The following is an 8168-nucleotide window of genomic DNA, read 5'->3' on the forward strand; positions in this document are numbered from 1 at the left end:
ATGATTCGCATTACAGATGTATCAAAGCGTTATGGTGACATAGAGGTGTTACGTAACATTCGTTTTCAATTAAGCAAAGGCGAATTTGCTTTTTTACGTGGACGTTCAGGGTCAGGTAAGAGTACCTTATTGAAGCTGCTTTATCGAGAAATGGATGTGAGCGGGGGAATGATAGAATTTGACGGTGTACCAATAAACTCGATGAAAAAATTTGAGCTACGCCGCAAAATAGGGATAATCTTTCAATCATTTGAACTCATTGAGCAAAAGACAGTAATCGAAAATGTTATGTTGGCGGGAAGAGTGCTCGGACGCCCGTTACATGAAATTGAATCAGAGGCACTTCGATTAATTGAGCGAGTTGGCCTGACGGATAAAATAAATGCCTTTCCACCGGAGCTCTCGGGCGGTCAGCAACAACGTGTCGCAATTGTACGCGCACTACTCAACAAGCCTTTGTTGTTATTGGCGGATGAGCCAACTGGAAATTTAGATAACGAAACGTCCGATGAAATTATGGTGTTATTAGATGAATTACATAAAGAAGAAAATATAGCAATTTTAATCGTGACACACTCCGATAGACTGCTGAGTTCTGTTGCAAAATGTTGGATGATGGAGGACGGTAGATTGTATGAACAAGCATCATTTTAAATATATGATGGAGGACATTAGGTTAGGGCTAACACGAAATAAAGGTAGTGCGATTGCTTCAATCGTCTTGCTGTTCATAGCCTTACTGTTGATTGGTTGTTTGTTATTGACGCGCTCTTTCGTTCAAGATGCTGTCCATTATGTGGAGTCCCAGCTAGCCATGAAGGTGTATGTGGAGGATGGGCTAGTGGAAGATGTGGCAGTGATCCTAGAAAAACAGAACTATACTCATAGTGTTGAAATCGAAACAGGTGAGGAACTCATTGGAGAGCTTGCATTTTTCTTTCAAGGAAAGGAGCACTTACTAGATACTTTTACAAATGGAAGTGTAGAGGATGCTGTTAAATTTCAAATAACGGACAAATCACTGATGCCGGTGATTGCTAAAGAGCTAGAGGCAATTAAAGGCATTAAAAAAGTAGTTTACCCACAGCAAATGGCTGAAATTTTGTCAAAGTGGATTACAAAAATTGAACTGTACGGAACTATTTCCCTCATCATTTTTTTAGCTTTGGCATTTGTTATGGTATACATCACTTTCCATTTAGCGATGTATCAGCGGAACCGGGAGTTAAAGGTGAAGTTGCTTTTAGGTATTGATCCACGATTAGTAAGCTTGCAGTTTTTACTTGAGGGTGTTTTGTTAGGCATAGCAGGATCGTTTTTAGCAGCATTAGTTGTTACTGCATTTCATCGGACTATCTTTCAAAAAATTCAACAGGCAGCTCCATACCTTGGAAGCTTAAACTTATCGGATTTAATTGGGACGATTATTATTCAGTCTGTAATAGGTGTGTTGTTGAGTCTAGCGGCAAGTTATCTATCTACAAGAAAGTTGATCAGACATGTGTAAACGTATAATTTGTATTGCCGGATTATGCTGTCTATTGGGATTACCTGCTTATGCTCATTTAACTGGGGCATTTGCTGATTTTTTAGGGATTGTTTACGATGAATCAACAATTGAAAAACTCCAAATTGATCTGCAACGGACAAAGACAGAAATGGAAGAACTTGAACCTAAAATTGAAGCTGCAGAAAAAGAATTTACAAATGATCAGCAAATGGCAATTGAACAATTGCAATTTTATTCCGAAATTGGATTAGATACGTGGTTAGCCTTCATGCAACAAGGTGCAGATATAACAGATTTACTTGGAAATCAGTGGGTAATAGAATCCGAAATTGAAAATTACCTAGTGGATTTGAATGGTTTATATTTACAATACAAACAACTACTCATTAGCAAGAAAACTCTACAGGGCCATGAACAGCTACTACAAGCAATCGAAAAGAATCTAAGCGCACGAGAAGATTTTCTTCAGGAAACAGCAGGTCTTGAATTAGATATAATAGCAAATTATTTAGACATTGATTGGACAGCCGAAGTAGAAGAACATATTATTGAAGATTTACAAAAAGACACGGATTTAGTAGAAAAGAATTTACTAAAATGGGTAAAAGAGTCACCGACGCTCCCTTATGAATTAAATGAGGAATGGCTAAATGAACAAAGTAATCTTCACTATTATTTTCGCAATGACCATGTATATGTTGAATACGAGTTAGAATATGCACACGTCCTCCTTTTGGGACAGGTATTACAAAACGGAGCAGGAGACGCAGCTAAACTTGTCATAGAAGCTGGCTTTTACAATGGATTCTTCTTACCAGAGGAACTGCTAGAAGAGCTACCGAGTTTCACTCTAGAATATGAGAAAGTACAAACACTTAAAGCTATACAGCAGCCATATTTTAAACAATTTAATGGAGGCTTATTGTTATATACAAAAGAGGGGTGAGTGTATGTTTAAAAAAGTAGGGATACTGTTTTCTATATTGATACTTACAACAACACCAGCATTTGCTCATGTTATTAATGAAACTAATTTACTAGAAGATTTGTCCATTACCGAAGCAGCGCAAGAGGTAGTATTACTTTCAGCACTAGGTGTGATTCCGTCTCAAGATATGGAGCAAACATTTCGACCTCTAGACACACTAACTGCTTGGGATTTGGCGGGATGGATTGGTTATTATAACAGATTGGAAGGGAAAACCTTAAATGAATTGTCTAAAGCAGCAGTAGAGGAAGGGTTAATATCAACGATTGAAGGAAATGCAACGTATTCGTTAGTAAATGAAGCTTTCTTTTTAGGTGAATTACAATTAGAGAACCCAAATGAACAGCTGACACATGATGAATTTGCTAAATTTGTTGCTGCTCATGTACATAAAAAGGTAAATGGTCTTTCATTAATGGACAAGGCAGGCTTTATGTCTGGTCCCACAGGAGTTATTGAAAGGGTTGAGCGAAAGACAAAGAAAACGCCAAAAGGTGAGAACGTGAATGTCTACCAGTTAACAATCGATGGTAAATTGTTTGAGCTAGGTCTTCACCCTCGAGCAATTACCGATTCAGTAGATCCCCTCGTTTGGCAAGGTCAACATATTGCAGAATCATGGTACGGATCAAACTTCGATACAGATACTGCTAGGCATCTGCATCAGGACGAAGATAAGGACAGTCATGAGCAACCGGTAGGTATCTCAGAAGATACAGTAGCTGACATTGCACTACAATTCATTGTTATTGGTAATCGTTCGGTAACACCTGAATTACAAGCGGAAGAAAAAGCATTCACAGAAGAACAGCTTCCTCAAGTTGTAGAAACAGCTAAACTAGATGAACAGTTATCATCACTAACTACTCAACCAAAATCAGTAGAAGGGTCTTCTATTTCTACAACTAACAAATCGGGTTTTCTAGCAATAGGCATCGTTCTAATAGGTGGCTTACTAGCATTTGGATTTCATAAACGCAAAAACTCCTTAAAGTGAAAGAATTTATTTGAAGTGAATAGGCTAGACAAAACTATCGTTTAAATATAAAAAACGTGAAATCGCAATGATTTCACGTTTTTTTCTGTATTTTAAAAAGAGTATCAGGTCTTTTCTTATATATTTCCTTTAGCTAGCCATGGTAAAAATCCATCTAGGAATCGTTCGGTTGCTGGCATGAAGTAGGAGCCAAAATGATAGTCAGGATCTAGGGTAGTAATAATCCAAGTTCCATTAGTGCTCACCTTGTCAACGTAAAGAACAGCACCACCATCCTCGGTCGTAATAAGTTTGTGAGAACCTTCCACTGGCCAAAATACACCGTGCTGGTGCCACGTAGCATCTCGCAAAGTTATATAGTTGAACAAATCATACTCCGGGTCAGCTAGTACTAATCCACTATTTGCATCCTTTTCAAGCCACCACCAAAAATTAGTTTCTCGTTCCTCCCATTTTTGGTTTGGAAGCCATTCCCAAGGCTGCGGTCCAAAGGCTACAACGATTCCTCCCGCATTTGCAAAAGCATGGATTTTCTCCTTCGAAGCCATCAATAAATGTTCATTTAGCTGTGAAGGTACAAACAAAACATCTATCCCTTCCAATGAATCATTTTGGAAATCTGGGAAGTAGATTAGTCTGTCTATATATTGTTTATATTTTGGTTCATTGAATGTTCTATGATGAGGTGCATGTCCACTATAAACTACAGCAATTTTTCTCATTTGGAGCTGACCTCCTTTTGTAGTGCCTTATATTCATATTGAATCCATTGTAAGAGCTGGATGCTGATACGATCCGTTGATTTATTTTGCATGCGATGAGCAAAGAGATCACGACCGGAATGAACTAAAATTGTTCCCTTCGTTGACTGGCGATCAATATATGTAATAGGCATTCCATCGCGGAAAGTTAGAAGCACCTCCGCACCATTTGGAACAGGGGAGTGAGTCACTCTTGCGAAGAAGCCGGCCACTCCTTTGTTGTAGGTCATATCATCGGTATCTACTCCCTTAAAAATAGGATGATCTATTTTCTTGAAAACATGGTAATCTTCATGGCTTTCAATCGTTCTAGGTGTAAAGATAGGACAGCCAGGAAGCCATTCTCTAAATAAGTGCCCACCGAATATGACAACTTTCCCTGCTTCTAAAAAGTCTTCTATAACTGCTTTATGTTTATATAAGTACTCTTGATCTGCAAAATCGTGCACGACTATACAACAGTATGGCTCTAACGGATGTTCGGTTAATTGATATTGATCGATAATCGTAAAATGTTCGTTCATAAAAGAATTGGTACGGTTGGACAATCCAAACGCATGACCTGGATCCAAATAGAGTATGTTATTTATGTTAGTCAAAAAGAGCCCTCCATCGCTTGAAATAATTGATAACTATTCTCATTTAATTGCATCATAACATATGCACCTTAAAAATAAAAAGGCAAAATTTTACTATATTGCATTCTGAATATTGTTTTTTTATTAAGCATTCTTGACCTTTCGGGATATTTATTATAAGTTAGTTAGGTATTGAAAATGATTCTCAATGAGAATGGAGACAAATATAATGATGAAACGACCATATAGATACATAATTGCCTCTGCTTCTATCGCATTATTATTAGCAGGTTGCGGTAATGATAATGAAGTAAAAAATAAGGATTTAGAGGCTAGTCAAGAAACAAAGATAATTGTAGACGAATTAAATAGAGAGGTAGAGATTCCTGGAAAGCTAGACAGCATTGTAATGGGAGGGATACTACCGTACTTCTCCACATGGTTTATCGCTACCAATTCTACTGAAGAGATTGCAGGTATCCATCCAAATTCTTATAATGCAGCTTCTCACTCTATTTTAAAGGAAATTTCTCCATCTATACTAGATGCTAAAACGAACTTTATTGAAAATGGGGAAGTAAACGTAGAAGAGCTACTTTCTTTAGATCCAGATGTCTATTTTGAGATTGCTAACCAAGAAAAAACAGTGAAAAAGCTTGAAGATACAGGAATAACAACTGTTGCGTTAGACACTGCAACCGATTCACTTAATCCGTTAGATACATTAAATCGTTGGTTAACTTTAACAGGAGAAATTACTGGTATAACAGATCGTCCTGACGAGATTATTGCTGAAGGTGAAGAAAACCAACAAATGATTTACGACACGCTCGATGAAGCAGGTGTCAAAGAGAAGGACATGCCACGTGTGATGGTATTGCAATACCATAATGATGGAGAGATTTCTGTGGCAGGAACGGGAATGCACGGAAATCGTTGGCTGAACTCCACTGGCGGAATAGATGTAGCAGCCGAAGAGGTCGATGGTATTAAAGCAGTAAATATGGAGCAAATTTATAAATGGAACCCTGATATCATTTATATTACTAATTTTACGGAAACTCAGCCTGAGGACTTGTATAACAACGTTTTTGAAAGCCAAGACTGGAGTGAAGTAAAGGCCGTTCAGGATAAAAAGGTTTATAAAATGCCGCTCGGTATCTATCGCTGGTATCCACCAAGTGGAGATGCACCATTGATGCTAAAATGGATGGCACAAAAAAATCATCCTGAGCTATTTACGTATGACATGAACGAGGAAATAAAAGACTATTACAAACGCTACTATAATTATGAGCTATCGGATATGCAAGTGGATGAAATCTTAAATCCACCATCGGAAGCAGCAAAATACTAATAAAAAGGTGTCTATATAATGAAGTCTAAATTAATCAAGATATTACTTTGGACATTGCCTATCATAGTTGGGTTGATTTCGATTGGGGTAGGTCGGTATCAAATTGATTTCGTTGTTCAAATCAAAATACTGCTCTCTCAAATAGTACCTATGGAGCAAACATGGACAAACATGGAAGAAACAGTGGTCATGAATGTACGCCTACCAAGGATTTTATTGGCTATGCTAATTGGTGGTGGATTGTCCATCGCTGGTGCAGCATTCCAGGGAATGTTCGCGAATCCATTAGTCAGTCCCGATATTCTAGGTGTGTCAGCTGGGGCTGGATTTGGAGCTTCGATTGGAATTTTACTGTTTGGTAATAGCTTCACGATGCAAATCATGGCATTAGTAATGGGTATGCTAGCGATTGGCTTCACCTTTCTAATAGGTGGAGTAAAGCGAGATATGCCTATATTTATGCTAGTTCTTGCGGGAGTTGTCACTAGTGCATTGTTTCAGGCGTTAATCTCGCTTGTGAAATTCCTCGCTGACCCCGAGGAAAAGCTCCCGGCAATTACATATTGGCTAATGGGAAGTCTTGGTACTGCCAGCTATAGCGATTTAATGATTGGTGGTCCAATTATTTTGGTTGGAATTCTGATATTATATGTCCTTCGTTGGAGACTAAACATCCTGTCACTTTCAGAGGAAGAGGCATTGTCATTAGGGGTATCTGTTAACAAGCTAAAATGGCTAGTTATTTTAGGAGCAACGTTGATTACTGCAGCAGCAGTATCCATTGCCGGTATTATAGGATGGGTAGGGCTAATCATTCCGCATATCGCTCGAATGATTGTAGGAAGTAACAACCAATATGTACTTCCAGCATCTATTTCCATTGGAGCAGTGTACTTGTTATTCATCGATAATCTTGCTCGTAGTCTAACGGCAGCTGAAATTCCACTTTCTATTTTAACAGCTATTATTGGAGCTCCGTTTTTTGCATATTTGCTCCGTAAAACAGGAGGTGGCTGGAATTGATTTTACAGGTGAAGGATGGGAACTACTTTTATAAAAAGGTGAAGGCTCCTGATTCTCAAAAGTTCTTGTATATGAATGATATTAACTTTGAGCTTCGTCCTGGAGAGATCCTGTCCATTCTGGGTCCAAATGGAGCGGGAAAGACGACGCTGTTAAAATGTATGATGGGCTTACAGGAATGGAAAAGAGGAGAAACTTTACTAGATGGTAAGCCCCTTTCTCAGATGAATTCTAAGGAAGTTTGGACAAAGATTGGTTATGTACCCCAAGCATCTAGTATGACATTCAGCTATTCCATTTTGGATTTAGTGACAATGGGGAGAGCAGTATATATTCGTTCCTTTGCCCAGCCATCTAAAAAAGACTATGCCTTGGCTTTAGAAGCCTTAGATTCAGTAGGCATCAAGCATTTAGCAGAGGAATCCTGCACATCTGTAAGCGGAGGGGAGCTACAGTTAGCGCTAATAGCCCGAACCCTAGTGGCAGATCCAGAGATTTTAGTACTAGACGAGCCGGAGTCCCATTTAGATATGCAAAAGCAAAAGGTGATCCTGCAAACAATAAAAAGACTAGCAAAAGAAAAGGGCTTGGCCTGTGTCATCAATACTCATTACGCAAATCATGCATTTTATCTAGGAGATAAAGTATTAATGGTTGCTAAAGAAATGCCTGTGATAACTGGCAATGTTTCAGATATCATGACAGAGAAAAATATTTTAGATTATTTCCAAATTGCTGTAAAGCGTCTGAGACATGAAATGGACGGACAAATTTATGAAACGGTTGTTCCTACGTATTTTGGCAATGATCTATAGGACGACTGGTCAGCAGAGCATAAAGGACAAAAGAGTAGACGTTTCAATGTCTACTTTTTTTATTGTTTAGGAAATTATAAAATACTGAACCTGTGGATAAATTGATGTCTAGCTCCACCGCCTTGCCCCTCGGGGTCAA

At 38.5% G+C, this 8168-nt stretch carries 9 protein-coding genes; 7 read left to right on the top strand and 2 right to left on the bottom strand.

Going from position 1 to position 8168, the window contains the following annotated elements:
• Genes Q0371_RS15010 through Q0371_RS15025 form a run of 4 tightly spaced genes read left to right on the top strand, consistent with a single transcriptional unit; the run spans nt 1 to nt 3495 of the window.
• Nucleotides 1-654, top strand: coding sequence for an ATP-binding cassette domain-containing protein (locus Q0371_RS15010; protein ID WP_298472407.1), 654 nt, complete (start codon nt 1-3; stop codon nt 652-654).
• Nucleotides 635-1507: an FtsX-like permease family protein gene (locus Q0371_RS15015; RefSeq protein ID WP_298472410.1), complete on the top strand. Its 873-nt coding sequence runs from the start codon at nt 635-637 to the stop codon at nt 1505-1507. Before Q0371_RS15010 ends, Q0371_RS15015 begins: the two co-directional genes overlap by 20 nt.
• Nucleotides 1500-2456, top strand: coding sequence for a hypothetical protein (locus Q0371_RS15020; RefSeq protein WP_298472413.1), 957 nt, complete (start codon nt 1500-1502; stop codon nt 2454-2456). Before Q0371_RS15015 ends, Q0371_RS15020 begins: the two co-directional genes overlap by 8 nt.
• Before the next feature lie 4 nt (nt 2457-2460).
• Nucleotides 2461-3495: a hypothetical protein gene (locus Q0371_RS15025; RefSeq protein WP_298472416.1), complete on the top strand. Its 1035-nt coding sequence runs from the start codon at nt 2461-2463 to the stop codon at nt 3493-3495.
• Between the two features lie 116 nt (nt 3496-3611).
• On the opposite strand, the gene Q0371_RS15030 is transcribed toward Q0371_RS15025, so the two are convergent.
• Both Q0371_RS15030 and Q0371_RS15035 read right to left on the bottom strand, forming a co-directional pair.
• Complete coding sequence (locus Q0371_RS15030) at nt 3612-4217, bottom strand: hypothetical protein (protein ID WP_298472419.1); 606 nt, start codon at nt 4215-4217, stop codon at nt 3612-3614.
• Complete coding sequence (locus Q0371_RS15035; protein ID WP_298472422.1) at nt 4214-4855, bottom strand: phosphate starvation-inducible protein PhoH; 642 nt, start codon at nt 4853-4855, stop codon at nt 4214-4216. The genes Q0371_RS15030 and Q0371_RS15035 overlap by 4 nt, the downstream gene beginning before the upstream one ends.
• Before the next feature lie 211 nt (nt 4856-5066).
• On the opposite strand from Q0371_RS15035, the gene Q0371_RS15040 reads away from it, so the two are divergent.
• Genes Q0371_RS15040 through Q0371_RS15050 form a run of 3 tightly spaced genes read left to right on the top strand, consistent with a single transcriptional unit; the run spans nt 5067 to nt 8029 of the window.
• Entirely contained in the window at nt 5067-6191 is a 1125-nt protein-coding gene (locus tag Q0371_RS15040; RefSeq protein ID WP_342568262.1) for an ABC transporter substrate-binding protein, read from the top strand.
• A gap of 18 nt (nt 6192-6209) precedes the next feature.
• Nucleotides 6210-7214, top strand: a complete 1005-nt coding sequence (locus Q0371_RS15045) for an iron ABC transporter permease (RefSeq protein ID WP_298472427.1) — start codon at nt 6210-6212, stop codon at nt 7212-7214.
• Nucleotides 7211-8029 (top strand): ABC transporter ATP-binding protein, encoded by an 819-nt coding sequence (locus Q0371_RS15050; RefSeq protein WP_298472430.1) that lies wholly within the window; start codon nt 7211-7213, stop codon nt 8027-8029. The genes Q0371_RS15045 and Q0371_RS15050 overlap by 4 nt, the downstream gene beginning before the upstream one ends.
• The last annotated feature ends 139 nt before the right edge of the window (nt 8030-8168 follow it).

Origin of the sequence: uncultured Psychrobacillus sp. (assembly GCF_938022135.1) — a bacterium.
In the GTDB taxonomy this organism is placed as follows: Bacteria; Bacillota; Bacilli; order Bacillales_A; family Planococcaceae; genus Psychrobacillus.